The sequence below is a fragment of the Burkholderia arboris genome, assembly GCF_038723655.1.
Lineage (GTDB): Bacteria > Pseudomonadota > Gammaproteobacteria > Burkholderiales > Burkholderiaceae > Burkholderia > Burkholderia arboris.
Genome location: NZ_CP109822.1, coordinates 1410502 through 1436375, shown reverse-complemented (window position 1 = coordinate 1436375; position 25874 = coordinate 1410502). Strand labels below are relative to the sequence as shown.

The following is a 25874-nucleotide window of genomic DNA, read 5'->3' as shown; positions in this document are numbered from 1 at the left end:
TTCGGGGCGCGTGCAGTTTCAAACCGGCCGGCAGCTTCGATTGCCGGCCCTTGTCAACTGATTATCGAAAGGTTCTGACTCCATGAAGAAACTCCTGATCGCTACCGCCATCGGCGCCTTGTCCGCCACGATGCTGGTGTCGGCTCCGAGCGCGTTTGCCCAGGGTACGGCCACGACGACCGCAAAGAAGGCAACGGCCAAGCGCCCGGCGCCGGCCAAGCGCATCATCCCGCGCAGCAAGAAGGCGCAGGCGCGCGCAGCCGCCAAGGTCGATCCGGTACCGGACGGCGCGGTCAAGTGGGCCTGTAAGGAAGGCCTGTCGTTCGACCTCGCCGGCGACATGAAGCGCGACCAGGTCGTCACGGTTCACTGGGCGAAGAAGAACTACAAGCTGCCGCGTCAGGCCACGACGACGGGCGCCGACACGTTCTACGATCCGGCAGCAGGCTTCAAGCTGGTCGTGATCCCGACCAAGGCGATGCTGTTCTCGGACGCAAACGGCGGCGAGCGCCTCGCGGACGAATGCGTGACGCCGGAAATGGCACAAGGCACGGCAGCGCCGACGCAATCGAACGAGCTGAAGCCGGCAACGAACTAAGCGCGTTCCCCTCGGCCCCTCGATGTCCGCCCCGGTCTCCAACGTCCGCCCTGCTCCGGATACGGTACTCGTCGATATCGTCGACTACGTGCTGAACACCGGCATCGACAGCGCGCTCGCGCTGGAGACGGCGCGTCATTGCCTGATCGACACGCTCGGATGTGGACTCGAGGCGCTGTCCTACCCTGCCTGCACCAAGCTGCTCGGCCCCGTCGTGCCCGGCACGATCGTGCCGAACGGCGCGAAGGTGCCCGGCACGTCCTTCCAGCTCGATCCCGTCCAGGCCGCGTTCGGCATCGGCGCGATGATCCGCTGGCTGGACTTCAACGACACCTGGCTCGCTGCCGAATGGGGTCATCCGTCCGACAACCTCGGCGGAATCCTGGCGACGGCCGACTGGCTCTCCCGCACGGCCGTCGCGGCCGGCAGGAAGCCGCTCCCGATGCGCGACGTCCTGGTCGCGATGATCCAGGCCCACGAGATCCAGGGCTGCCTCGCACTCGAGAATTCATTCAACGCGGTCGGGCTCGACCACGTGCTGCTCGTGAAGGTCGCGTCGACCGCCGTCGTCGGCCGGCTGCTCGGGCTCACGCGCGACGAGCTGCTCAACGCGTTGTCCAACGCGTTCGTCGACGGCCACGCGCTGCGCACCTATCGCCACGCACCGAACACCGGTTCGCGCAAGTCGTGGGCGGCCGGCGACGCCACGTCCCGCGCGGTGCGCCTCGCGCTGATCGCGAAAACGGGCGAAATGGGCTACCCGTCGGCACTCACCGCGAAAACCTGGGGCTTCTACGACGTGCTGTTCGACGGCAAGCCGTTCCGCTTCCAGCGCCCGTACGGCACGTACGTGATGGAAAACGTGCTGTTCAAGATCGCATTCCCCGCCGAGTTCCACGCGCAGACGGCCGCCGAATCCGCGCTGCAGCTGCACGCGCAGCTCGCCGCGGCCGGCCGCACGACCGACGACATCGGCAAGATCACGATCCGCACACATGCGGCCGCGATCCGCATCATCGACAAGCAGGGCCCGCTCGCCAATCCGGCCGACCGCGACCACTGCATCCAGTACATGGTCGCCGTGCCGCTGCTGTTCGGCCGGCTGACCGCGGCCGACTACGAAGATTCGGCCGCCGCCGATCCCCGCATCGACGCGCTGCGCGCGAAGACCGTATGCGTCGAGGATCCGCAGTTCACGAAGGATTATCACGATCCGGACAAGCGCTCGATCGCGAATGCGCTGACGATCGAGTTCACGGACGGATCGAAGCTTGCCGAAGTGGCGGTCGAATACCCGCTCGGCCATCGGCGCCGCCGCACGGACGGCATCCCGCTCCTGGTCGACAAGTTCAGGACCAACCTCGCCCGCCGCTTCCCGGCAAAGCAGCAACAAGCGATTCTCGACGTGTCGCTGGACCAGGCAAAGCTCGAAGCGATGCCGGTCGATGAGTACGTCGACTTGTATGTGATATAGCCGTCAGATACAGGACACGTAGTTTCCTAGCCTTAAACCCAGGAAAATCACCATGGCCCACAATCTCCACAAGACCCTCAAGGAATTCGACAGCGGTTCCGGCAAAGGCAAGTTCTACTCGCTGCCGCAGCTCGGCAAGGAGCTGAAGACGAAGATCGAGCGCCTGCCGGTGTCGATCCGTATCGTGCTCGAGTCCGTGCTGCGCAACTACGACGGCAAGAAAATCACCGAAGAGCACATCGAGCAGCTCGCGAACTGGAAGCCGACCGCAAAGCGCGTCGACGAGATTCCGTTCGTCGTGTCGCGCGTCGTGCTGCAGGACTTCACGGGCGTGCCGCTGCTCGCCGACATCGCGGCCATGCGCGGCGTCGCCGAGCGTACGGGCAAGAACCCGAAGAAGATCGAGCCGCTGGTCCCGGTCGATCTCGTCGTCGACCACTCGGTCCAGATCGACTACTTCCGCCAGAAGGACGCGCTCGACCTGAACATGAAACTGGAATTCCAGCGCAACAACGAGCGCTACCAGTTCATGAAGTGGGGCATGCAGGCATTCGACACGTTCAAGGTCGTGCCGCCGGGCGTCGGCATCGTCCACCAGGTGAACCTCGAATACCTCGCGCGCGGCGTCCACAAGAAGGCCGAAGGCAGCGACACCGTGTACTACCCGGACACCCTCGTCGGCACGGACAGCCACACGACGATGATCAACGGCATCGGCGTGGTCGGCTGGGGCGTGGGCGGCATCGAGGCGGAAGCCGGCATGCTCGGCCAGCCGGTGTACTTCCTGACGCCGGACGTCGTCGGCGTCGAGCTGAAGGGCAAGCTGCGCGAAGGCGTGACGGCCACCGACCTGGTGCTGACGATCACCGAAATGCTGCGCAAGGAGAAGGTCGTCGGCAAGTTCGTCGAATTCTTCGGCGAAGGCACGAAGTCGCTGTCGCTGCCGGACCGCGCGACGATCGGCAACATGGCGCCGGAATACGGCGCAACGATGGGCTTCTTCCCGGTCGACGAAAAGACGATCGACTACTTCGAAGGCACGGGCCGCACGAAGGCCGAAATCGCTGCGTTCGAAAACTACTTCAAGGCGCAGAAGCTGTTCGGCATCCCGAAGGCCGGCGACATCGACTACACGAAGGTCGTGACGCTGGATCTGACGACGGTCGCCCCGTCGCTGGCCGGCCCGAAGCGCCCGCAGGACCGCATCGAGATCGGCCACGTCAAGTCGACGTTCACCGACCTGTTCTCGAAGCCGGTCGCGGAAAACGGCTTCGCGAAGAAGGCGGACGACCTGGGCGCGCAGTACACGACGAGCAACGGCGTCGACGTGAAGAACGGCGACATCCTGATCGCCGCGATCACGTCGTGCACGAACACGTCGAACCCGAGCGTGCTGCTGGCCGCCGGCCTGCTCGCGAAGAAGGCCGTCGAAGCCGGCCTCACGGTCGATCCGAAGATCAAGACCTCGCTCGCGCCGGGATCGCGCATCGTCACCGAGTACCTGACGAAGACGGGCCTGCTGCCCTACCTGTCGAAGCTCGGCTTCGAAGTCGCGGCCTACGGCTGCACGACCTGTATCGGCAACGCGGGCGACCTCACGCCGGAACTGAACGAAGCGATCACGAAGAACGACATCGTCGCGGCAGCCGTGCTGTCGGGCAACCGCAACTTCGAAGCGCGTATCCACCCGAACATCCGCGCGAACTTCCTCGCGTCGCCGCCGCTGGTCGTCGCGTACGCGATCGCCGGCAACATCACGCGCGACCTGATGACGGAACCGGTCGGCAAGGGCAAGGGCGGCCGCGACATCTACCTCGGCGACATCTGGCCGACGAGCGAGGAAATCCACGCGCTGCTCAAGTTCGCGCTCGATCCGAAGAAGTTCGAGGACAACTACTCGAAGCTGACCAAGAAGGGCGACCTCTGGAGCAAGATCGAGGGCGAATCGGGCCAGGTGTACGACTGGCCGAAGTCGACGTACATCGCCGAGCCGCCGTTCTTCGGCAGCGACTTCTCGATGGAACCGGCTGCGTCGATCCCGACGGTCAAGGGCGCGCGCGCGCTGGGCATCTTCGGCGACTCGGTCACGACCGACCACATCAGCCCGGCAGGCTCGATCAAGGAAGACTCGCCGGCAGGCAAGTGGCTGAAGGAAAACGGCGTGCAGAAGGCCGACTTCAACAGCTACGGCTCGCGCCGCGGCAACCATGACGTGATGATGCGCGGCACGTTCGCGAACGTCCGGATCAAGAACCTGATGATCCCGGCGAAGGCGGACGGCACGCGCGTCGAAGGCGGCCTGACGATCCACCAGCCGAGCGGCGAACAACAGTCGATCTACGACGCGGCGATGCAGTACGTCGGCGCCGACACGCCGACCGTCGTGTTCGCGGGCGAAGAGTACGGCACGGGCTCGTCGCGCGACTGGGCCGCGAAGGGTACGCAACTGCTCGGCGTGAAGGCCGTGATCGCACGCAGCTTCGAGCGGATCCACCGCTCGAACCTGGTCGGCATGGGCGTGCTGCCGCTGCAGTTCAAGGGCGCGGACAGCATCCAGTCGCTCGGCATCACCGGTGAAGAGACGTACGACATCGAAGGCCTCGGCGACGACTTCAAGCCGCAGCAGGACGTCACGCTCGTGATCAACCGCGAGAACGGCGAAACGCAACGCGTGCCGGTGCTGCTGCGCATCGATACGCCGATCGAAGTCGACTACTACAAGCACGGCGGTATCCTGCCGTTCGTGCTGCGCTCGCTGCTCGCAGCGTAAGCGCCCTGCTTTTGCAGGTGTCGCAGCCGCCTCGCGGCGGTTGCGGCCGATTTGGATGCCCGACTTCGGTCGGGCTTTTTTTTGGTCCATCGCGGATACATCGACGCCCTGCCGACTGGCCGCGCCACGCACACGGACAGCCGCGCTGCAACGCAGGGCACCGTGTCACAATGGCGCCACCCTCGACCCCGGCCGCGCCCCATGCTCCGTCCCGCCCTGCAACTTGCCGCAGTGCTTCTGTCCTTGATGACCGCCACGACGGCGCTGGCCGACGGTCAGTACTTCCACAAGCGCTTTGCAGGCCGGATCGACGGCCGCCATGCGTTCACGATGGATCTCAAGAATGTCGACGGAAGACTGACGGGAAGCTATCGCTACGCCGGCAAGCGCATCGATCTCTCGCTGAGCGGAAACATCGATGCGGCGGGCGCCTTTACGATGGACGAGACCGGAAGCGACGGCCAGCGCACCGGCACCTTCACGGGCAAGGTGGTCGACGACACGCTCGACGGTACCTGGGCATCGGCCCGCGGCGACCGGCATTTGCCCGTCGACGCGCACCAGACGTCGGAAATCGTCATCGGCTCGAAACGCGAGATTCTCACGCAGGCGATCGGCACGTATGTGCTCGACAGCATCTCCGGCTTCGGCGGAGCCAACGGCATGTGGGATTCATGGCGCGACAAAGGCCGATGGAAATCGAACATTTCGGCCATCGCAATGGCGCGCCGCGAGTTCTCGGACGTGAACCTGACACGCGAGGACCTGCACCGGCTCGACAGCATGACCGTCACCGTGGACCGGGCGCTCGCGACGCACCTGAGCGTCGACGGCAAGGTGCTGCTGTCGATCCCGTACCGCGACGCAGGCATGCAGTACGAGCTTGGCCGGCCCCACGACGACACCGCGGCCCTGTCGCCCGCCACGACGGTTCATGACGAGCATCTCTACCTGCTCGCGCGCGACGAGATCGATTTCGTCCCGGCGATGTCGGGTCGCTTTTTGCCCAACGATCACCTGGACGTCGCGACCATCAGCTATGCCGTCGTCGACAAGACCTTCGACGTCTCCTTGCAGGACAGCAACTGCTGTAGCGGCACCGTGTTCACGTTCCGGCGCAAGGATCGGTAACGGCGCCGCGCCGCGTCACGCCGCATCGCTGCGTCGCGCCTTCGCGCCGGCACCCGCCCGCGCGTTCTTCTTCAGATGCGTGCGGTTGTATTCGATCGCCGCGCGCACCAGCGTCTTCAGCGCCTGCTTGTCGATCCGGTCGCCTTCGAACAGATCGATCGCGCGCCGCGCATTGCCTTCCAGGCCGTCGTTGAACAGCTTCTCGGGATCGGGCAGCTGCGCGCCGTGCATGAAGGTCACTTTCACCTTGCCCTTGTGCGCGTTCGCCACCGCGATCATCCCGTCGCACGACCAGACGGGGCTGCCCATCCATTTCCATTCCTCGACGATGCCCGCTTGCGCGGCGAGAATCGTCTGGCGCAGGTCGGCGAACGTCTTGCCGCGCCAGTCGGCGATGCCTGCAATCAGCGCGTCGATGCGCTCCGACGGCGTGAGGTCGGTTGAGCTCATGCGCGCGCCTCCGTGCCTTCGTCAGGGCGCGCCAGCACCTGTTCGAGCGACTCGAAGAACCGTACCCAGCCGTGCTGCGCACCACGGTACGCCTGCTCCTGATCCGCGCGGAAGCCGACCTGCTCCATGCGCAGGTGCGTACCGGCCGGCGTCGGCGTGAGCGTCCACGTGACGACGCTGTCGAGGCCGTACGCCGCCCACGTGTAGGAGAGCGTGCGCGGCGGCTCGATCGTCAGCACCGTGCAGTCGACCGAGCCCCAGTCCGCGCGAAAGCTGAATGCGCGCCCCGCGACGGGCTCGAAGTCGCTCTTCATCAGCCACGCCTCGATCAGGTGCGGTTGCGTGAGCGCGCGCCAGATCTTCTCCGGCGGATGCGGCAGCTCCCGGTCGACGACGACGGAGCGCGTTTCGGTCGTGGCTTGGTTCATTACTGATCCATCCTTTTGAGCAAATCTTCGAGGGCACCGAACCGGCTCTGCCAGAAGCCTGCCATCTGGCTCGTCCAGTCGATCAACGGGGCCAGCGCCTGCGGCTGCGCGCTGTAGTGCGTCTGCCGGCCTTCGTGACGGTCGTTCACGAGTCCGGCCTGCTTCAGTACGCCGAGGTGCTTCGACACGGCCGGCTGCGAGACGCCCGCATGGGCCGTCAGTGCGGCGACCGTCAGCTCGCCCTCCGCGCACAGCCGCTCGAATAGCGCGCGGCGCGTCGGATCGGCAAGCGTCCTGAAAAGCATGTCGTGAGCGTTCTGCATGTCGTCCAAAATCCATAACCAACCGGTTATGGATTGAAGGATATCCGCTGATCGGCGCACGTCAAGGCGGGATTTCGCGAACGATGTCATTCGATCGCGAGCGGGTGGCGCGGACGTCACGCCGGCTCGCGCGCGTCGGCCAATTCGAGCGTTTCCTCTAATCCGCAATCGCGGCACGCGATCCGAAAGGCGCCTGCAAGACTGCCCGCCGCGCTGTTCCACAGTTCGGGAAACGTTTGCGTGTAGCCGGCCCCGTTTTTGTGCATGCGTGCATCCGTTCCTGACGAGGTGCTTTCGCTTGACCACATAGTGCGACTCGGCGAGTGGCAACGGACACGCAAACGCCACGCATGTGCGCGTCGGTCCGCTCCGCGATCGCGCACGTTCCGATGCCGCGACGAATGACTCGTGCGTGCGAACGTCGCGACTCGTCATGCCCCCGTGCCGCGAACCGGTTCCGCTCGCCGGACCGGCCATCGCTTGCACGCACGACGCGACATGCGCGTGCGCACGCAACGATGTCAGAACTACCAGCTATGGAAAATGGCAGCTACCCGAACGGCACCGACGCCCTACGCTCGTCACCGCTCGCGGCCCCACAAGGGCCGGGGGTTCCAGTAACGTCGCCTCTCCTAAAAAAGGACTCCCGATGAAAAGGAACGCCTGGTTTGCCCTTCCCCTTCCGTCGCCCCGCCGCCTCGCGTGCGTGGCACCGCTCGTGTTCGCCGCAGCCGCGGCGCATGCGGCGACGGATTGGGTCGATACTCATACGAAGGCCTTTCTGACCGGCCCGCAGTTGATGGCGCGCAGTGCGGCGCCGTCGCTCGAACTGGCAGCCGGTGAAACGACCAACGTCGTCGTCAGCCTGAAGCTGCGCAACGCCGCGCAGCTCAAGCAACTGGCGCGCGACGTGAACCGGCCCGGCAGCGCGCATTACCGCAAGTACCTGACGCACGAGCAGTTCCTCGCCAACTATGCGCCGACGGATGCGCAGGTGAAGTCGGTCGTCGACTATCTGCACAAGAGCGGCTTCGTGAACGTCGAAGTCGCGCCGAACCGGCTGCTGGTGTCCGCCAGCGGCACGGCCGGCACGGTGAAGACGGCCTTCAATACGTCGCTCGTGCACTTCCAGTACGCGGGCCGTTCGGGCTTCGCCAATGCGTCGACCGCGCAGGTGCCGCGCGCCCTCGCCGACGTCGTCGGCTCGGTGCTCGGGCTGCAGAGCGTCGCGCACGCACGGCCGATGCTGCGCATCGGCAACGTGGCCAAGCCGCAGGCACTCGCGGCAGGCACGGCGACGGGCCACTATCCGAAGGAATTCCCGGGCCTCTACAACGCGACCGGCGTGCCGACCGCGGCCGGCGTGACCGTCGGCATCATCACGATCGGCGGCGTGTCGCAGACGCTGCAGGACCTGAAGCAGTTCACGTCGAGCAACGGCTATGGCGCGGTCGCGACGCAAACCGTCAAGACCAACGGCTCGGGCGGCAGCTACACCGACGACCAGGACGGCCAGGGCGAATGGGATCTCGACAGCCAGTCGATCGTCGGCTCGGCCGGCGGCCAGGTCGGCAAGCTCGTGTTCTACATGGCGGACCTCAACGCCGCCGGCAACACGGGCCTCACGCAGGCGTTCAACCGCGCGGTGTCGGACAACACCGCGAAGGTGATCAACGTGTCGCTCGGCTGGTGCGAAACCGACGCGAACGCGGACGGCACGATCGACGCCGAGGAGCAGATCTTCACGACGGCAGCGGCGCAAGGCCAGACGTTCTCGGTGTCGTCGGGCGACGAAGGCGTGTACGAGTGCAACAACCGCGGCTACCCGGACGGCTCGAACTACACGGTGTCGTGGCCGGCCTCGTCGCCGCACGTCCTCGCGATCGGCGGCACGACGCTCTACACGACGTCGGCAGGCGCGTTCTCGAACGAGACGGTGTGGAACGAAGGGCTCGACGGCAACGGCAAGCTGTGGGCGACGGGCGGCGGCGTCAGCACGATCCTGCCCGCTCCGTCGTGGCAGTCGGGCAGCAACCGCCAGTTGCCGGACGTTTCATTCGACGCCGCGCAAAGCACGGGGGCATACATCTACAACTACGGCCAGTTGCAGCAGATCGGCGGCACGAGCCTCGCCGCACCGATCTTCACGGGTTTCTGGGCGCGTCTGCTCGCGGCGAACGGCACGGGCCTCGGTTTCCCGGCCGGCAACTTCTATGCGGACGTGCCGTCGCATCCGTCGCTCGTGCGCTATGACGTCGTGTCGGGCAACAACGGCTATCAGGGGTATGGCTATACCGCCGGCACCGGTTGGGATCTGACGACCGGCTTCGGCAGCCTGAACATCGCGAACCTCAACCAGCTGATCAAGTCGGGCGGGTTCTGAGCGATGCATGAAGGCCGGCGCGCGGCGGCGTTTGCCGCGCGCCGGTTTGTGATCGTCCCGCGCCCTACTCCGTCGCCCGCTCCTTCACGCGTGCCGACGTGGCCGGCGCACCGTTGCGATGCGACGGTGCAAACAGCCGCAGCCCGCTCGCGACGCTCGCCGCGCCGGCGAACCCCGCACCGAGCATCAACGCAAGCGTCGGCCCGTGACGCCCCGCGATCCCGAACGACAATGCGACGAGCGCCGCTCCCGTTGCCTGCCCGATCAGCCGCGCGGTCGCGATGATCCCGCTCGCGCCGCCGCTGCGCTCGGGCGGCGCGCTCGACATCAGCGCCTTCAGGTTCGGCGACTGGAAGAAGCCGAAGCCCGCCCCGCACAGCATCATCCGCCAGCCGATGTCGACGACGCCCGGCGACACCGGCAGCGCGGCAAGCGACACCATGCCGGCGCTCAGCAACGCGAGCCCGATCGCGCCGAGCAGACCGGGCGGATAACGATCCGACAACCGGCCCGCGATCGGCGCGGCGAACGCGACGATCGCCGACCACGGCGTCATCAGGAAGCCCGTCTCGACCGCGCTGCGATGCAGGACGGTTTCGAAATAGAACGGCAGCGACACGAACGCGAGCCCCTGCGCGGCGAACGCGCACACGGCCGTCAGTGCGGACAGCGTGAACACGGGCCGGCGAAACAGGTCGACCGGCAGCATCGGCGCCGGATGCCCGGCCTGGCGGCGGATCAGCAGCCAGCCGAACGCGAGCGCAACCGCGGCCGACGCGAACACGATCGAAAGCGGCCCGCGCTGCGCGAATTCGCCGAGTGCGAAGATCAGCGACGCAAACGTGATCACGTTGAACAGCGCGGCAACCGGGTCGAACGCATGTTTGCCGCGTGCCGTCTGCGGCAGCGACGGAATCGCCACGGCAAGCGCGAATACGCCGAGCGGCACGTTCACCGCGAACAGCCACGGCCACGCGGCAACCGACAGGATCAGCGACGCGATCGTCGGCCCCACCGCGAACGACACGCCGACGACGAGCGCGTTGAAGCCGACGCCGCGCCCGAGCCGGTGCGCGGGAAACAGCCCGCGGATCAGCGCGACGTTGACGCTCATGATCGCGCTCGCGCCGAAACCCTGCACGATCCGCGCGGCCGTCAGCATCGGCAGCGTCGACGCGAGCGAACAGCCGAGCGATGCGAGCGTGAACACCGCGAGCCCGGCGATGTACACGCGCTTGTGGCCGACGATGTCGCCGAGCGACGCGAACGGCAGCAGCGTCGCGACCATCGCAAGCTGATACGCGTTGATGATCCATACGGAAGCGGCCGGCGACGCATGCAGGTCGGTGGCGATCGCGGGCAGCGCGGTGTTCGCGATCGCGGTGTCGAGCGTCGCGAGCGCGACGGCCAGCAGCACCGCGGACATCGCGCGCCAGTTGACGGCCGGCTCATGGGCGCCGGCGGGGGAAGCGAATTCGGACAAGATCGGGCTCGGCTGACGAGCGGCGCGTGACGCCGCGTCGCGGATTGAACTCGCGGCGGCGTTCCGGCCGGACCGCCCGGAGCGCACGCCACTGCGCCCCGTATTGTTGCAGAGCCGCATCGAACGTGCAGGCGGCCGCGTCGTCAGTCAGCGAAATGAAAGCAAATGCCGTACTCGATGTGTCAGCTCACCGCGCGCCGTGCATTGCGCCCGCGCAGCCATTCGAGCGCCAGCAGCAGGCTCGTCGAGAAGACGATCAGGATCGTGGCGAGCGCAGCGATCGTCGGGCTGATGTTCTCGCGGATACCCGTGAACATCTGGCGCGGCAACGTCGTCTGGTCCGCGCCCGCGAGGAACAGCGTGACGACCACTTCGTCGAACGACGTCGCGAACGCGAACAGCGCGCCCGACATCACGCCCGGCGCGATCACCGGCAGCGTCACGCGGAAGAAAGTCGACACCGGGTTCGCGCCGAGCGACAGGCTCGCACGCACGAGGTTCTGGTTGAAGCCCTGCAGCGTCGCGGCGACCGTCGTCACGACGAACGGCACACCGAGCGCCGCGTGCGCGGCAATCAGCCCCGTATAGGTGTTCGCGAGCCCGAGCGGCGCAAAGAACAGGTACATGCCGACGCCCACCACCACGACCGGCACGATCATCGGCGACAGCAGCACGGCCATCAGCAGCCCCTTGCCGCGGAAGTCGGCCTTCGTGAGGCCGATCGCGGCGAGCGTGCCGAGCACGGTCGCGACGACGGTCGCCGACGGCGCGACGATGAAGCTGTTCTTCGCGGCCATCCGCCACTCGTCCGACGCGATCAGGTTCTCGTACCAGCGCATCGAGAAGCCCGGGATCGGATAGACGAGGAACGTGCTCGACGAGAACGACAGCGGCACGATCGCGAGCACCGGCAGGATCAGGTACAGCAGCGTCAGCACGACGAGCACGCGCAATGCGACGTACCACGCGCGCTCGACGAACGACATGTGCGGCGCGAACAGCGGCCTGGCGAGTTTCATGATCGGAATCCCCTTCCCGTTTCGTTGCGTGTGCCGGTCCGGACGCTCAGCCGAGGCTCACGTTGGTGCGCGTGAAGCGCCCGTACACCGCGTACAGCACGAGCGTCGCCGCAAGCAGCAGCCCGCCGAGCGCGCACGCCATGCCCCAGTTGATCGTCACGTTCGTGAAGTACGCGACGTAGTAGCTGACCATCTGGTCATTCGGCCCGCCCAGCAGCGCGGGCGTGATGTAGTAGCCGATCGCGAGGATGAACACGAGCAGCGCGCCCGCGCCGACGCCCGGATAGGTCTGCGGCACGTACACGCGCCAGAACGCGGCGAACGGATGGCTGCCGAGCGACACGGCCGCACGCTGGTAGGTCGGCGGAATCGACTTCATCACGCTGTACAGCGGCAGGATCATGAACGGCAGCAGGATGTGCGTCATCGAGATGTACACGCCGACGCGGTTGAACAGCAGCGTCAGCGGCTGCGAGATCAGCCCGCTGCCGATCAGCGCCGTGTTGATCAACCCTTCGCTCTGCAGCAGCACGATCCACGCGGCGACGCGCACGAGCACCGACGTCCAGAACGGAATCAGCACGAGGATCATCACGAGGTTCGCGCGCCGCTCCGACAGCGTCGAGATCCAGTACGCGAGCGGATAACCGAGCAGCAGCGCAAAGAGCGTGACGGCGATGCCGATCACGAACGTGCGGCCGAAGATCGCGAGGTAGATCGACTGGTCGGGATCGGCCTGCACGATGTGGCCGAAGCCGTCCTGCTTGTGGTCGAGCGCGGCGAGCAGGTAGAACGGCGACACCTGGCTGCCGTTCTTCGCGATCGCTTGCCAGTACGCGACATCGCCCCAGCGCGAGTCGAGGTCGATGAATTTCGCGCGCGTCTGCGCGGGCGTCGGCGCCGCGTCGTTGTCGCCCTTCAGCGGCATCGCGCGCGCCGTCTTCGCGACGAGCGAGCGATAGCCGGGAATCTCGGTGTTCAGGCGCCGCGCGAGCGCACCCATCGCCTCGCTGTCGGCCACCTTCGTCATGTCGGCCGCGAGCGCGACATACGCGGCGTCGGCCGGCGGCGCCTTGCGGTCCCAGCCCGACAGCGCGGCGACCGTGTTCGGCAATGCGGTCGCGATCTCGGGGTTCTGCACGGCGCGCGTGAGCAGCGTGCCGATCGGCACGACGAAAATCAGCAGCAGGAAAATCGCGAGCGGCGCGACCAGCAGCAGCGCCATCGTGCGCTTGCGGGCCTCGGCAGCCTTCAGCTCGCGCTTGAGCGCGGCGTTCGACGGCGAGGAAGGTGCGATCGTCAACGTATTCAACGGTTCTCTCCGGCCGGGCACGCTCCGGCGGAATGCCGCGCGACGCGTTCGACGCGTCGCGCGGCCGGTTGCATCAGGGCACCAGTCAGGATGCCTGACCGGTTACTTCGTTGCCCATGCGGCGAAGCGCTGCTCGAGCTCGTCGCTGTGATCGGTCCAGAAACCGATGTCCTCCAGCACCGCGTTCTTGCCGTTGGCCGGCGAGTTCGGCAGGTTCGCGAGCGTCTTCGCGTCGAGCGACTTGATCGCCGCGATGTTCGACGGGCCGTACGCGATGTGCTGCGCATACGCCTGCTGCGGCTTCGGCGTCAGCGAATACGCGATGTACTGCTCGGCCAGCGCCTTGTTCGGCGAGCCCTTCGGAATCGCCCAGTAGTCGAGGTCGTAGATGCTGCCGTTCCACACGACCTTGAGGTTCTTGCCTTCCTTCTGCGCGGCATCGATGCGGCCGTTGTACGCGGTCGACATCACGACGTCGCCGGCGACGAGGAACTGCGGCGGCTGTGCGCCCGCTTCCCACCACTGGATGTACGGCTTCAGCTCGTCGAGCTTCTTGAACGCGCGGTCCTGGCCCGCCTTCGTGCCGAGCACCTTGTAGACGTCCTTCGTCGCGACGCCGTCGGCCATCAGCGCGAACTCGAGGTTATAGCGTGCGCCCTTGCGCATCCCGCGCTTGCCCGGGAATTTCTTCACGTTCCAGAAATCGGCCCAGCCGGTCGGCGCCGACTTCAGCTTGTCCGCGTTGTACGACAGCGCCGTCGACCACACGAAGAAGCCCACGCCGCACACTTGCGGCGATTCCGGAATCAGGTCCGACTTCTTCGCGATCTTCGACCAGTCGAGCTTCTCGTAGAGCCCTTCGTCGCAGCCGCGGTTCAGGTCGCCCGATTCGACTTCGACCACGTCCCAGTTGACGTGCTTCGCCTCGACCATCGCCTTCACCTTCGCCTGCTCGCCGTTGTACTCGACGGCGGTGACCTTGTTGCCGGTCGCCTTCTCGAACGGCTGGTTGAACGCGACCTTCTGCGCGTCGCCGTTCGCGCCGCCGAAGTTGACGACCGTGAGTTCCGCAGCCGATGCCGATGCACCGAACGCGATCAGCGCCAGTGCGAGTGCCGTGCGGCGCGCGTTGAAGCTTGCTCGTTTCATGATGGTTCCTCTCCTCTCGTGGTGGAAGTGGGCTTTGTTGTTGACGACGTGCGGCGGAAAAGCAGGGAAACCGGGGTTACGCGAACACACGCAGGTGTTCGGGTGCGAATGCGAGCGAAACGGGCGCGCCGGGCGAGAAAGCGTCGAGCGCACCGGTGCCGAGCGGCACCTTCACGAAGCATTCGTCCTGGCCTGGCAGCGCGCAGCGCATGCGCACGTGATCGCCGAAATAGATGAGGCTGCGTGCTTCGCCGCTCAGGCGGTTGGCGGCGCCGTTCGCGTGGCCGTTGACAGCGAGGCTCATGCGTTCGGGGCGGATGCACGCGACGGCCGCTGCGCCCTCGGCGGCTTCGCCAATATGGCGGCCGACGAGCTTCGTGCCGTCGTCGAGCCGGAACTCGCAGAAATCGCCGTCGACGCGCGCGATGGTGCCGCGCAGCCGGTTGCTGTCGCCGATAAAGTTCGCGACGAATTCGTTGCACGGCGATTCGTACAGGCGATCGACGGTGTCGAGCTGCTGCACGATGCCCTTGTCGAACACGGCGACGCGGTCCGACATCGTCAGCGCCTCGCCCTGGTCGTGCGTCACGTAGACGAAGGTCACGCCGAGCTTTTCGTGCAGCGCCTTCAGTTCGTACTGCATGTGTTCGCGCAACTGTTTGTCGAGCGCGCCGAGCGGCTCGTCCATCAGCACCAGCTTCGGCTCGAACACGAGTGCGCGCGCCAGGGCAATGCGCTGCTGCTGGCCGCCCGACAACTGCGCCGGATAGCGTTTCGCGAAACGCTCCATCTGCACCATCTTCAGCGCATGCGCGACGCGGTCCGCGCGCTCGCCGGCCGGCAGCTTGCGCACGGTCAGCGGATACGCGACGTTCTGTTCGACCGTCAGGTGCGGGAACAGCGCGTAGTTCTGGAACACCATGCCGATGTTGCGCTTGTGCGGCGGCACGTTGTTCAGCAGCTCGCCGTCGAGGCGGATCTCGCCGCCGGTCGGGAATTCGAAGCCGGCGAGCATCATCAGGCAGGTGGTCTTGCCCGAGCCGGACGGCCCGAGCAGCGTCAGGAATTCCCCTCGGTGGATGTCGAGGTCGAGCGATTTGACGACCAGCGTTTCGCCATCGTAGGTCTTCCGCACGCCGCGAAAGCTGACGATCACATCATCGGACTTCATCGTGGCTGTCCCCTTGCTTCGCGACAATTGATTTTGAGATGCGAGCCACTATACGGCGCGCACGGTTCTACAATAGGGAACCATTTCAATATTCCAAGTAGGACCACTTTGGATACCGTGATCGTCGCCGACTGGCTCTCCGCCCGCCTCGACCGCAGCTCGCCGGAGCCGATGTACCGGCAGTTGCTGCAACTGATGCAGCAGGCCATCCTGACCGGGGAATTGGGGCCAGGGACGAAACTGCCGAGCTCGCGCACGCTCGCGGGCGACCTGTCGATCGCGCGGAATACCGTGCTGCACGTGTACGACCAGCTGACGGCCGAAGGCTACGTGCTGACGACGACCGGCAGCGGCACCTATGTGGCCGACACGCGCCCGGACGCCGCGGCGATCCACGTGCCGGGCACGGCGGCGGCGCCGTCAGCCGCCGGCGATCTGCCGCTGCCGGACGCGCAAGGCAGCCTGTCGACGCGCGGCCGGCAACTGATCGAACATGCGGGGGTGTCGCGACGCCAGTGGGGCGCGTTCATGCCGGGCGTGCCGGACGTGTCGGAATTCCCGAGCCGCACGTGGAGCCGCCTGCAGGCGCGGCTGTGGAAGGAAGCAAACCCCGAGTTGCTGACCTATGCGCCGGGCGGCGGCTACCGGCCATTGCGGCGTGCGCTCGCCGATTACCTGCGCGTCGCGCGTTCAGTCAAATGCTCGCCGGACCAGGTGATCATCACGACGGGCATTCATCAGTCAATTGATCTCGCGGTGCGGCTGCTGTCCGACATCGGCGATCGCGCGTGGGTCGAGGAGCCGTGCTACTGGGGCGTGCGTAGCGTCCTGCAGGCGGCCGGCCTCACGCTCGCGCCGGTACCGGTCGACCAGGAAGGGCTCGACCCAAGTGCCAACGACATGCAGCATCCGCCGCGGCTCGTGCTCGTCACGCCGTCGCACCAGTACCCGCTCGGGATGGTGATGAGCCTCGCGCGGCGCCGGATGCTGCTCGAATATGCGCGCCAGCACCGCTGCTGGATCATCGAAGACGATTACGACAGCGAGTTCCGCTACGGCAGCCGCCCGCTCGCGTCGCTGCAGGGGCTCGACGACGGCGGCCGCGTGATCTACGTCGGCAGTCTCGGCAAGATGCTGTTCCCGGGGCTCCGGATGGGCTACATGGTCGTGCCCGAGCATCTGGTCGATACGTTCCGCACCGGGTTGTCGGAGCTGTACCGCGAAGGCCAGCTGATGCAGCAGGCGGTGCTCGCCGAGTTCATCATGGACGGCCACCTGACTTCGCACGTCCGGCGGATGCGCACGCTGTACGGCGAGCGCCGGCAGCTGATGATCGACGCGATCCGCGCACGCTTCGGCGATGCGCTGCCCGTGATGGGCGACGAGGCCGGCCTGCATCTCGTGCTCGGCCTGCCCGATGCGTGCGACGATCGCGCGGTCACGCAGAGCGCATTCGACGCGGGCGTGATCGTGCGCCCGCTCACCAGCTACTACAGCAACCTCGACACCGCGCGGCAGGGCCTGCTGCTCGGCTATGCGTGCGTCGCGCACGAAGGCATCGGCCCCGCGTTCGACACGCTCGGCGATACCATCGAGCAGCATCTGCCGCGCGACATCACGCGCGCGGCATAAGGCCGGCCCCGCGCAGCAACGCCCGCGTCATTGCGCGCCACCTGCTCCGCGATCGAGCGAAGCCGCGCGCACGGCTTCGCCGGGCTTCGTGAACACACGCTGCCGCAGCGCGGCGATCTGCGCATCGCGATCCTGCGGCGACAGGCCGGCCGATTCGATCTGCGCACGCTGCGCCGCGTAGTCCGCATAACGGCTCTGCCACGATGCATCGTCCTGCTGCAATTGCGCGACGCGCGCGGCGGCCTCGGGGCCGAGTGTCTGCGTCAGTTGCGCGCGCATCGCATCGGGTGTCGCGCCGCTCTTCTGCAGTTGCGCGATCTGGTCGATCGCGGCGCGCTGCCGCTCAACCCGCGCCTGCGCAGCGCGTTCGTCGGCCGGCATCTGCTGCTCCAGCGCCGCGAGCCGCTCGGCCTTCTGCGCATCGGTCAATGAGCGATCCTGAGCGATCTTCAGGCGTGCGAGATCGTAACGCTGCCGCCACTGCTCCGCACCGAAGAACGGCTGGCTCCAGTCGCCGAGCGTGCGATACGCGATCGACGCGCGCTGATCGAGCGCAAGCTGCAATGCACCGAGATCGGACTTGTCGACCGCGCCGGCATCGCGCAATTTCGCGAGCGCGTCGAGATACGCGCGATACCGGTGCCACACGTCGAGCGCCTCGACCTGCGCGACCGTGCCGTCGAGCTGCGCGGCGATCTCGCGCACAACAAATGCATCGAGCGCGGCCGCGCTCAGGTCGCTCTGCGCGGTCAGGCAGTAGTCGAAGAAATCGCGCACCGCGCGCGACTTCGCGAGATGGCCACCTGCGTCGAGCGGCAACCGCGGCGCGCTGGAACCGGCCAGCGAAGGCGGCAGGCCCGCACTCGCCGGCACGGCGGCCTGCGGCCGTGCCGCTGTCACGCCACCGACCGCCGCCGCATCCGGCGAATCGCCCGCCGCACCCGAGCCGTGATGCCACGCCGCTCCGCTCCACATCGCGACGCCGGCGACCGCCGCCAGCCCCACGACACCATAGATTGCTGCGCGCCGCGCCAGCGGCGCGCGCCCTTCACGTGCCGTCATCGATTACACGCCCGCGAGCTGCAGCCGGTTCGCATGCGTGCGGATCACCGCGACCGGATCTTCCGCATACGCGCCGCGCACGCCGAGCAGTTGGTTGATCTCGTCGATATGGTTCCACTTGTAGCTCGTGCTCAGCACCTTGCCGTACAGCGCGCTGCACTTCGACACGAGCCCGTCATTCTGGCCCGAGCCACGGTTGATCATCACCGTGCCGGTGCCGAACAGCGCGAGCGTCGACGGGTCGAGCACGTTTGCGGGATCGACGAGCGGAATGGTGCTCGTGTCCTGCGCCCCCGTCACGCCGAACAGCGAAAGCGTCGGCTGGATCGCCGTGCCGGCCCACGAATACAGCAGATGCGTGTTGCCGCCGACCGTTTCCGTCGGCGCGCCGGTCTGGCAACTGCCCGGTGCGCCAAGGCCCGCGCTCGGATAGTTCTGGTTGTAGGTCGCCGCCTGCGAAGTCGTCAGCGTCTTCAGCGATGCGAGCGCATCCTGATTCGTGTTGTGACTGCTGCTCGTCAGGATACCGAACACATTGACGAACGCCGCGATCACTGTCGACGACAGCCCGGTCGGATCGTACGCGAGCACGCTCTGCACGAAATCCGCGAACTCGGAGCCGCGATGCGGCGTGCCGATCGTCGTCACCGACGCGACGAGATCGGGCGCGACGGCCGCGACATAGCGCGACGTCAGCCCGCCCTGGCTGTGACCGACGAGATTGACCTTGGTCGCCCCCGTCGCGGCGAGTACCGTCTTCACGTAGGCGAGCAGCTGTTCGCCGCGCCCGTTCGGGCCGTCGTCGCTCTGGAAGCCCGACAGGTTCGCGACGTAGACGGTCGCGCCATGCTGCTGCAGATCCTCCTGGATACCGTACCAGTACTCGAGCACGCCGGCGTACTTGTCGGTGCCCGTGAGCCCGTGCACGAGGATGATCGGATAGCGCGTCGCCGCGTAGTTGTCGGCGGGCGCGGTCGCCGCCATCGCCGCGTGTGTCGTTGCGAGCGTCATCAGCGCGGTCGTCCCCGCGAACGGCGCGACGCTCATCGCGCATGCTACTGCCCCTGCCACCACCCTGGAACGCATCGATCTGGCCATGCATGTTCTCCTGATTATTGTGCTGCCGGTGAGAATGAAACCGGATCGACACGCACAATGCATCGCAACCGTCGCAAGCACCGTGTGCGTCGAATGCGGGAGTGAAGCACGAGTCGCGAACGTTTGCGCCCCGACTAGATACGGTTCTCTAATCGGTTGACGCGCCCCGCCCGTTCGGGCGGGGCCGCGTTCGCGCGTACGCATGCTGCAATGCACACGCGCTGCCGGCTACAGCTTCGCGCTCACGCGTACCCAGGCGGTCCGGCCCGGCTCCATCACCGGCGCATTCGCCGGATAGCCGAAACCTGCGTTGCCGGCGAGGTTCAGATGCTCGGTGTAGGCCTTGTTCAGCACGTTGTCGACACCGACCGAGATCTGCACGGTCTTGCTCACGTTGTACTGCGTATGCAGCGACAGCACGCCGAAACCGGCGCTCGGGCCGAAGTCCTTGCCGACCACGTTGCCCTCATTCAGTGCATAGCGATGCTGCGGCGCAACGATTCGCCACAGGCCGCCGGCCGACCATGCGCCGCGCGTGTATTCGAGCCCGATGCGCGCCTCGAGCGGCGGCATCTGCGGCAGCGGATCGCCGCTCGCCACGTTGCGCCCCCACGCGTACGCGAGCGATGTCTCGACGCGCAGCGGCGCAACCGGCCGCCACGACACGCCGGCTTCGCCCCCCATGATCTGCGCGTTGACGTTGGTCGCCTGCGTGGTCGGCCCCATCATGCCGGCCGCGTAGTTGAACAGGATGAAGTCCTGAACATAGCCCGCGTACGCCGACACCCAGGCATCGAACCGGTCGCTCTTGTACTGCGCGCCGATGTCGAGCTGCGTGGTCTTCTCCGGCTGCACCGCCGAGAACGCATTGACCGAACCGGCCGGCCCGCGCGTCGCGGAGAACAGCTCCCAGTAGTCGGGATAGCGCTCCGCGTGGCCGATGCCCGCGTACCACGTGACGGGCAGCGACGCGAGATCGCGCTCGTAGCGCACGAAGCCGCTCGGCAACACGCGCGAACGATCGTCGTCGAAGGTCGGGTTCGGCTTGCTCATCATCATCCCGCTCGTCATCGCGCGCTTATCGCGGGCGCTCGCATAGTCGATGCGCGCGCCGCCGATCACGCGCGACACTTCGCTCGCGTACCACGTCAGCTCGCCGAACACGCCGGCATTCCACATCGTCGCCTGCGCATCCCACGGCTGGTCGCGATAGTTCTGCTGCCCCATCGACGAGCGCGAATCGAGCCGGTTCGATTGCGCGTCGACACCCGTGACAAACTTGAAGTCGTCGCCGAAGCGGAAGGTCGCGGCCGCACGCGCGCCGACCGTGCGGCGGCGCACATCGGCGGCCATTCGCATCGGCATGCTGCTGGTCGGGTCGGGTTGCCGCAACGTGTAGTTGTCCATCACGTGATCGGCTTCGTTGTAGTACACGCGTGCCTCGATCCGGTCGAGCACGTCGCCGAGATGCCGCTTGTCGAACGACAGCCCGAACGTCTCGCGGCGGAAATGCGCGCCGTCCATCCCGCGCCCCGCGTAACGCGCATAGCCGTCGCCGGTGCCGGCGGTCAACTCGACGCGCGTGTGGTCGTCAGGCGTCCAGCCGAGCGCCGCGTCAGCGTTCCACTTGTCCCACTGCGACGGCACCGTGTTGCCGTTGCCGTCCTTGTAGTCCTGCGAATGCGCGTGGTTCGCGGTCACGCGGCCATAGACGTCCGGCGTTCCGGCCGTCAGGTCGATGTTCTGGTCATTGCGGCCGAACGACCCGCCGACCAGGCTGCCGTCGAAACGCATGCCGGGGCGCTCGAAACGCGGCGTCACGCGCTCGAACAGCACGGTGCCGGCCGATGCGCCGGGACCGTACAACACGGACTGCGGCCCCTTCACGACGGTGACCTTGTCATAGCTTTCCGGCGCGATGTACGACGTCGGCGCATCCATCCGGTTCGGACACGCGCCGAGCGTCGGCATCCCGTTCGCCAGGATGTTCAGCCGCGAACCGAACATCCCGCGCAGCACGGGGTCGCCGTTCGTGCCGCCGCTACGGATCGACGTGAAGCCGGGGATCGTCTTCAGGTAATCCGCGCCGTCGCTGGCAGGCAGCGGCTGGCGCGGCGCCTTCGGATCCGTGACGACGACGAGCGGCGTCGACAGCGGCGATGCGACGACTTCGACGGGCGGCAGCAGCGCGGCCGACTCGTTCACGGGCGTGGCGTCCACGCGCGCCGTTTCGGCCGCCGCGGCACTCGCTGCCAGCGCGCCGGCAGCCAGCGCAGGAACGGTAAGTTTCAACATGCGCGGCACGCGCCGCGCACAGGCATTGCGTGACGCCCGCGGCGCACGCAACTGGAAATTGGTCATGATCGAAAGCCCGAGTAACGCCCTCCACGCGGCCGCGACGGGCCGCACGGATATCGGCGGTGGTATGAACGGATAACAGCGCGTCAGGCGCGCTCGGGCGGTGCGCGTGGATACGCGCGCGGATAGCGGTCGGCTCGCGCTGCGACGACAGGTGGCGCGGCGGCGGCAACGGATACGACGGGAATGGAGCCGAACGACGCGGCGGCGGGCGCGCCGATCGCGGGGCTATGGGCGAAGAAGCCGCAGTAGCCGCACGCGTCGAGATGCAGCGCGTGATCGTGCATGCTGCCCGCATCGACCGACCGATGTGCACCATGCTCTGTACTGCAGACGGTTGCGTCGGGTGTGGCCGCCTGCGCGATGCGCCACTGCGACACCAGCGGCGCCGCGATCGCGATCCAGATCGCGAGCACGCCAAGCCAGGCAGTCAGGTGACGATGTCGGTGCAGCATGCGCGGCGACGAGTAAGCGGAATGTAAAAACAGCCGAGATGTTACAGAATGTTCAGCGCAATGACCAGCACGGCAGACCGTAAACGGACCGGGGGCGCATGGTTGTCACCACAACCATGCGCCCCCGCCTGCCGGGCGTTTCCGGATCCCGCGATTACGGCGCCATGCGCCGCAGCACGTCGTCGCGCCGGATGAAATGGTGATACAGCGCGGCCAGCGCATGCAGGCCGATCACGAAGTAGAACGCGTTGCCGATCAGCTCGTGCGCTTCCTTGATCGTCGGCCGCAGCGCCTTGTCGGGGCCGAACAGCGTGAACGACACGCCGAGCCAGTCGAGCGACACCGGCTTGCCGCCCATGTTGATCATCATGATGCCGAGCAGCGGCTGCGCGATGATGAACACATAGAGCGCGACATGCGCGAGCTTCGACAGCCAGCGCAGCAGCGCCGCCTGCGGAATGGCCTCGGGCACGCGGCTGACGACCCGCCACAACACGCGCAGCACCGACAGCACGAGCACGAACGTGCCCGCGGTGAGGTGCACGTTCATCCAGAACACCCGGCTGTCGCTGCCTTTCGGCCCGCGGATCTCGATGGCCAGGTAGGCCAGCGCCACCAGCAGGAAAATGGCCCAGTGGAAGAAGATCGCGGGCGAGCTGTAGCGCGTCTGTTTCGCGAGGATGTTTCTCATGCTTCGTCTCGTGTTGTATGCGGGGAGGCGCGCAGATGGCAACCAGGCCCTGCGCCTGGCAAAGCTTTCACGATTGTAGCCGCACGGGCGTCCGGTTTTACGCGGCACGGTCAAATATCCGACGAATCGTTGACACGCACCGTGGACATCCCGCATATGGAAAGTCCGCATCGCGCGCGCAAACGGCTGTGGCACGATGAAGTTTTGGTGCGACGGCGCGCGGGCATCATGAGCAAAGCGTTCTTCGTTGCGGCCTACCGGCTGACCGCCGCGTTGCTCGCGGTATCCACCACGCTGCACAGCGTCGCCGACTACTGGCACCTGCCGGACTTCCGTCTCGGCAACTATCTCAGCTACTTCACGCAACTGAGCAGCCTCTACGCGGCCGCGATGCTGGCTGCGGGGCTCTGGCGCATCGCGCGCCCCGGCTCGGCCCGCTACGAATCGATGCGCGGCGCCGCCGTGCTGTACGTGCTGATCACCGCGATCGTCTACGAACTCCTGCTGGCGCGGCTCGATGCGCTGCGCCATGTCACGCCGGCGTTCAACAACTGGGTGCTGCACCGGATCGTGCCGCTCGTGATGCTGTGCGACTGGCTCTACGTCGAGCCGCGCAGGCCGATCGCGCGAAGCAGCGCGTTCGTGTGGCTCGGTTTTCCGGTCGTCTATCTCGGCTATACGCTCGTGCGCGGCGCGCTGGAGAACTGGTATCCCTACCCGTTCGTCGATCCGCGCCCACACGGCTACCTGCCGGTCGCGATCCAGTGTTCGCTGATCGCGCTCGGCGCGGCGGCGCTCGCATTGGGCATCCGCTGGCTCGGCAATCACGCGAGACAGTCCGGTACCGCGACACTCAAGGAGGGATGAAAGCGAGAACGTGTGCGCCGCCCGGCGCACACGGGGTACTGCAGGCCGTCAGCCGCCGTTGCGCGGCAGGAAATTCATCGGGTCGACGACCTTGCCGTTCTGGCGGACTTCGAACTCGAACGTCGAACGACCGTTCGCGTCGGTGCCCATTTCGGCGACCGGCTGGCCCTGGCGCACCGCATCGCCTTCGTTGACGAGCAGCTTGCCGTTGTGCCCGTAGGCCGTGATGAGCCCGTTGTCGTGCTTCAGGATCACGAGCGGACCGTAAGCCTTGACGCCGGACCCGGCGTAGACCACCCGCCCGTTTGCAGCGGCCCGCACCGAATGGTCGGGCCCGGAGGCGGCGATCACGACGCCGCGCGTCTTGCCGGCCGAGAACGGTGTCGCGACAACACCCGTGGCCGGCCATGCGAGCGAGCCCGGCTGGGCCGCCGCCAGCGGCTGCCCGGGCGAGGTCGCAGCCTGCGGCGGCGCGACGCGCAGCACCTGGCCGGGCGACACGGCGTCGGTAGGCGCCATGTGGTTCCAGCTGGCGACGTCCTGCACGCGCTGCCCGTAAGCGTTCGCGACGCCTGCCAGCGTATCGCCCGGGTTCACGCGGTAATAGCCGGCAATCACGCCCGGCGTCGCAACCGACGTGGGGGTCGACTGGCGTGCCGGCTGCCAGCTGTCGGTCCACGGCGTCATCGTGCAGCCCGTCAGCGCGATGGCCGCGGCAACGAGCGCTGCCTGCGGCAGCCAGCGCGTCAGCGCATCGTGGATGGGAATAGTTTCTCTCAAGGGTCCTCCCGGATTTGCGTCGTTGCGCCGCCCACCGCCCCCCGGCGCGCGACGCACGATGTCCGGCCGAACGGCCGGATCAACCAGTATCCGACCGCTCTCGCGGCCGTCAGTTTCCACAGCGGAACGTCAGCGCGAATGAGCTCACCGGCCCCTTTTTCGCGTCGTCCCGATCGGCAAAGATACCATTTGTCGCGGTCAAGGCCGCGACAGTTGCCCGATCCGGCAACAATCTTGCGGCGTCGCACCGGGGTGCGGGCAAGCTGCGCAGCCCGCCGCGCGGGCCGCCCGGCGGGCTTCCGCCGGCTTTTTCGCCGGCCCGGCCGCCGTCGCGCGCCGTATCGGCCCCGTCATATTCTCCGCTCCGATCGCCGCCTATACTCGGTGATGCAGCGTACAAGCCAACGACAACGAGGAGCATGACAATGAATAATGCGACGTTTCTCTCCGTGCAGCTCGACGCCGACGATTTCGCCGGTTCCAGCAGCCTGGTCGAATTGCTCAACCGGCACTTGCTGTTCGCGACCGACGTCGCCGAAGCTGCGGACGCGCTCGTCCAGCTGGCGAGCGTCACGCACCTGACCGGTGCCACGCGGCACAGCGTCGAGCTGCCGGTTCTCGCGATCGAACGGCTGCGCGATGCGCTCGACACGCTGAGCGGGTACGACGAAACGTGGCTGCAGGTGCTGGAACCGGCCGAAGCGCTGTTCCGCGATATCGGGCGCGGCAAACGCTCGCTGCACTGAGCGCCGGCGCGTTGCGCGCCACCCATGAAAACAGCCCGTCGTTCCGCTATGCGGAACGACGGGCTGTTTGTACTACGGGGGTCGGATCCGGCCGCCAGAGCGGCCGCATCATTAACGACCCTTGTAGACCGGTGCGCCGTCAGCGATACGCTTGACTTGCCAGCCGGTCTTTGCAGCAGCCGGGGCGCCCGATTCTTGCGCACCGGCCGGTTGCGCGCCGTAGCCGGTCGTGTCGGCGGCGGCGACGTTTTGTTGCGGGTTCAGGCGCGCTTCAGCAGCCTGGATGCCTTCCGGGTAGTTCGTGCGGTCGCTGCCCAGCTTGTAGCCGGCTTGCTGGACGGCGACGAGATCGGCCTTCACCTGTGCGCGGGTGACGGGCGCATTCTGTTGAGCGAACGAGACGGCGGGAACGGCGAGGACAGCAGCTGCAGCGAACGTAGCGATCAGCGATTTCATGATTACCTCCGGGATTTTTTTGCTCCGCCGCACACACC

The 25874-nt window shown here is 66.8% G+C and carries 24 protein-coding genes; 8 read left to right on the top strand and 16 right to left on the bottom strand.

Annotated features, from left to right (window positions below; all coding sequences use genetic code 11):
* The first annotated feature begins 82 nt into the window (after window positions 1-82).
* From OHZ10_RS23800 to OHZ10_RS23785, 4 genes are read left to right on the top strand one after another with little or no spacing between them, the layout of a single operon-like run.
* Window positions 83-598, top strand: coding sequence for a hypothetical protein (locus OHZ10_RS23800; RefSeq protein WP_059237259.1), 516 nt, complete (start codon window positions 83-85; stop codon window positions 596-598).
* 22 nt (window positions 599-620) lie between these two features.
* Window positions 621-2072, top strand: coding sequence for a bifunctional 2-methylcitrate dehydratase/aconitate hydratase (locus OHZ10_RS23795; RefSeq protein WP_342705902.1), 1452 nt, complete (start codon window positions 621-623; stop codon window positions 2070-2072).
* A 52-nt stretch (window positions 2073-2124) separates the two neighbouring features.
* A complete protein-coding gene (acnA, locus tag OHZ10_RS23790) occupies window positions 2125-4842 on the top strand; it encodes an aconitate hydratase AcnA (protein ID WP_342705901.1) in 2718 nt (905 codons plus the stop codon).
* 51 nt (window positions 4843-4893) lie between these two features.
* On the top strand, window positions 4894-5973 hold the full coding sequence (locus OHZ10_RS23785) for a hypothetical protein (protein ID WP_342705900.1): 1080 nt from the start codon (window positions 4894-4896) through the stop codon (window positions 5971-5973).
* Between the two features lie 15 nt (window positions 5974-5988).
* Here OHZ10_RS23785 and OHZ10_RS23780 read toward each other — a convergent pair whose 3' ends face one another.
* The 4 genes from OHZ10_RS23780 to OHZ10_RS23765 form a co-directional block, all read right to left on the bottom strand.
* Window positions 5989-6423 carry a DUF1801 domain-containing protein gene (locus OHZ10_RS23780; protein ID WP_059237263.1) on the bottom strand — a complete coding sequence of 145 codons (435 nt, stop codon included), beginning with the start codon at window positions 6421-6423 and terminating at the stop codon, window positions 5989-5991.
* Window positions 6420-6851: an SRPBCC family protein gene (locus OHZ10_RS23775; RefSeq protein ID WP_059237264.1), complete on the bottom strand. Its 432-nt coding sequence runs from the start codon at window positions 6849-6851 to the stop codon at window positions 6420-6422. Before OHZ10_RS23775 ends, OHZ10_RS23780 begins: the two co-directional genes overlap by 4 nt.
* A complete protein-coding gene (locus OHZ10_RS23770; protein WP_342705899.1) occupies window positions 6851-7174 on the bottom strand; it encodes a metalloregulator ArsR/SmtB family transcription factor in 324 nt (107 codons plus the stop codon). Before OHZ10_RS23770 ends, OHZ10_RS23775 begins: the two co-directional genes overlap by 1 nt.
* Window positions 7175-7290: 116 nt before the next feature.
* The gene (locus tag OHZ10_RS23765) at window positions 7291-7482 is read right to left on the bottom strand and encodes a hypothetical protein (protein WP_174992737.1); all 192 of its coding nucleotides are present in this window, start codon (window positions 7480-7482) and stop codon (window positions 7291-7293) included.
* Window positions 7483-7823: 341 nt separating this feature from the next.
* Here OHZ10_RS23765 and OHZ10_RS23760 point away from each other — a divergent pair, with 341 nt between their 5' ends.
* Window positions 7824-9557 carry a S53 family peptidase gene (locus OHZ10_RS23760; RefSeq protein WP_059237265.1) on the top strand — a complete coding sequence of 578 codons (1734 nt, stop codon included), beginning with the start codon at window positions 7824-7826 and terminating at the stop codon, window positions 9555-9557.
* 64 nt (window positions 9558-9621) lie between these two features.
* Here the strand turns inward: OHZ10_RS23760 and OHZ10_RS23755 are convergent, their stop codons facing one another.
* From OHZ10_RS23755 to OHZ10_RS23735, 5 genes are all read right to left on the bottom strand, one after another.
* Window positions 9622-11040, bottom strand: coding sequence for an MFS transporter (locus OHZ10_RS23755; RefSeq protein WP_059240765.1), 1419 nt, complete (start codon window positions 11038-11040; stop codon window positions 9622-9624).
* Between the two features lie 182 nt (window positions 11041-11222).
* Window positions 11223-12059, bottom strand: coding sequence for an ABC transporter permease (locus OHZ10_RS23750; protein WP_059237266.1), 837 nt, complete (start codon window positions 12057-12059; stop codon window positions 11223-11225).
* A 46-nt stretch (window positions 12060-12105) separates the two neighbouring features.
* Complete coding sequence (locus tag OHZ10_RS23745; protein WP_256087313.1) at window positions 12106-13362, bottom strand: ABC transporter permease; 1257 nt, start codon at window positions 13360-13362, stop codon at window positions 12106-12108.
* 111 nt (window positions 13363-13473) lie between these two features.
* Window positions 13474-14520, bottom strand: coding sequence for an ABC transporter substrate-binding protein (locus tag OHZ10_RS23740; RefSeq protein WP_059237268.1), 1047 nt, complete (start codon window positions 14518-14520; stop codon window positions 13474-13476).
* Window positions 14521-14596: 76 nt separating this feature from the next.
* Window positions 14597-15691, bottom strand: coding sequence for an ABC transporter ATP-binding protein (locus OHZ10_RS23735; RefSeq protein WP_059237269.1), 1095 nt, complete (start codon window positions 15689-15691; stop codon window positions 14597-14599).
* 108 nt (window positions 15692-15799) lie between these two features.
* On the opposite strand from OHZ10_RS23735, the gene OHZ10_RS23730 reads away from it, so the two are divergent.
* Window positions 15800-17323, top strand: coding sequence for a PLP-dependent aminotransferase family protein (locus tag OHZ10_RS23730; RefSeq protein WP_340625165.1), 1524 nt, complete (start codon window positions 15800-15802; stop codon window positions 17321-17323).
* Between the two features lie 27 nt (window positions 17324-17350).
* On the opposite strand, the gene OHZ10_RS23725 is transcribed toward OHZ10_RS23730, so the two are convergent.
* The 5 genes from OHZ10_RS23725 to OHZ10_RS23705 form a co-directional block, all read right to left on the bottom strand.
* The gene (locus tag OHZ10_RS23725) at window positions 17351-18385 is read right to left on the bottom strand and encodes a lipase secretion chaperone (RefSeq protein WP_342705898.1); all 1035 of its coding nucleotides are present in this window, start codon (window positions 18383-18385) and stop codon (window positions 17351-17353) included.
* Between the two features lie 3 nt (window positions 18386-18388).
* A complete protein-coding gene (locus OHZ10_RS23720) occupies window positions 18389-19483 on the bottom strand; it encodes a triacylglycerol lipase (RefSeq protein WP_340625167.1) in 1095 nt (364 codons plus the stop codon).
* Between the two features lie 228 nt (window positions 19484-19711).
* The gene (locus OHZ10_RS23715) at window positions 19712-21844 is read right to left on the bottom strand and encodes a TonB-dependent copper receptor (RefSeq protein WP_059237273.1); all 2133 of its coding nucleotides are present in this window, start codon (window positions 21842-21844) and stop codon (window positions 19712-19714) included.
* Between the two features lie 83 nt (window positions 21845-21927).
* Window positions 21928-22296 (bottom strand): DUF2946 domain-containing protein, encoded by a 369-nt coding sequence (locus OHZ10_RS23710; protein WP_174992742.1) that lies wholly within the window; start codon window positions 22294-22296, stop codon window positions 21928-21930.
* Window positions 22297-22450: 154 nt separating this feature from the next.
* On the bottom strand, window positions 22451-22987 hold the full coding sequence (locus tag OHZ10_RS23705; protein ID WP_256086600.1) for a cytochrome b: 537 nt from the start codon (window positions 22985-22987) through the stop codon (window positions 22451-22453).
* A 228-nt stretch (window positions 22988-23215) separates the two neighbouring features.
* Between OHZ10_RS23705 and OHZ10_RS23700 the strand changes: the two genes are divergently transcribed.
* Complete coding sequence (locus tag OHZ10_RS23700) at window positions 23216-23854, top strand: Pr6Pr family membrane protein (protein ID WP_059240766.1); 639 nt, start codon at window positions 23216-23218, stop codon at window positions 23852-23854.
* A 48-nt stretch (window positions 23855-23902) separates the two neighbouring features.
* Here the strand turns inward: OHZ10_RS23700 and OHZ10_RS23695 are convergent, their stop codons facing one another.
* Complete coding sequence (locus tag OHZ10_RS23695) at window positions 23903-24634, bottom strand: peptidoglycan DD-metalloendopeptidase family protein (RefSeq protein ID WP_059237276.1); 732 nt, start codon at window positions 24632-24634, stop codon at window positions 23903-23905.
* Window positions 24635-25059: 425 nt separating this feature from the next.
* Between OHZ10_RS23695 and OHZ10_RS23690 the strand changes: the two genes are divergently transcribed.
* Complete coding sequence (locus tag OHZ10_RS23690) at window positions 25060-25380, top strand: hypothetical protein (protein WP_059237277.1); 321 nt, start codon at window positions 25060-25062, stop codon at window positions 25378-25380.
* 111 nt (window positions 25381-25491) lie between these two features.
* Here the strand turns inward: OHZ10_RS23690 and OHZ10_RS23685 are convergent, their stop codons facing one another.
* Window positions 25492-25836, bottom strand: coding sequence for a DUF4148 domain-containing protein (locus OHZ10_RS23685; RefSeq protein WP_174992744.1), 345 nt, complete (start codon window positions 25834-25836; stop codon window positions 25492-25494).
* Window positions 25837-25874: the final 38 nt, after the last annotated feature.